We start from the raw sequence: 781 nt of genomic DNA, 5'->3' as shown, positions 1-781 counted from the left end.
TCCCGCGCACCGGGTCCGAGGCCGGCGCGGCGCTCGCCGTCGCCGCGGGCCTGCTGCTCGCCGGTGCCGCCGCGGTCGGCGCCCGCGGCCTCGCCCGGTCGCGCCGCGGACGGGCGTGACGGTCCTGCCGGCCGCCCCCTGGAGTCCGCAGACAGCACCGGCTCAAGAAGGCGGTCCGGACGAACGACATGTGGGCTCAGCGGGCGCCAGACCCCCGGCTCAGGACGCCGTGCCCGGCTCCAGCCCCGCCCGGTCGGCGATGACCGCCAGCTGCGACCGCGTCGCCACCCCGAGCTTCGCCATCGCCCGACCGAGGTGCGCCTTCACGGTCGAGCCCGAGCGGTAGGTCAGCTCGCCGATCGCGTCGTTGGACAGGCCCGCGGGCACGTAGGCCACGACCTCGAGCTCGGCCTCCGTGAGCACCGCGAGCTGCCGCCGGGCCTCCTCGCGCCGGCCGCGGTCCGGGTCACCGGCCACGTGCCGGGTGAGGCTGCCCGCGGCCGCGTGGTCGAGCGCCCCGTCGCCGGCCGCGACCCGGCGGACGGCGTCCGCGGTCGCCCCGGGGTCGGCGTCCTTCGCGAGGAAGCCCGACGCCCCCGCGCGGACGGCCGCCAGCACCGTGTCGTCGGTGCCGAACGACGTCAGGGCGATGACGCCCGGCGGCTCCGGCAGGGCGCCGGGCGCGGCGATCGCGTCGAGCCCCGGGACCCGCGGCATGTGCAGGTGCATGAGCACGACGTCGGGGTGGGGCGCCTGCACCGCCGCGACCACCCCGTCCCCG

The 781-nt window shown here is 79.3% G+C and carries 1 protein-coding gene; it reads right to left on the bottom strand.

Going from position 1 to position 781, the window contains the following annotated elements; all coding sequences use genetic code 11:
• Positions 1 to 219 precede the first annotated feature (219 nt).
• Positions 220 to 781, bottom strand: a 562-nt coding sequence (locus KVT14_RS18740) for a response regulator (protein WP_217617055.1), incomplete at its 5' end; no start/stop codon positions are given.

The organism is Cellulomonas sp. GbtcB1 (assembly GCF_019091725.1).
Taxonomy (GTDB): Bacteria; Actinomycetota; Actinomycetes; order Actinomycetales; family Cellulomonadaceae; genus Cellulomonas.
The sequence above is the reverse complement of the archived record's forward strand: the minus strand, read 5'-3'. Positions and strand labels throughout refer to the sequence as shown.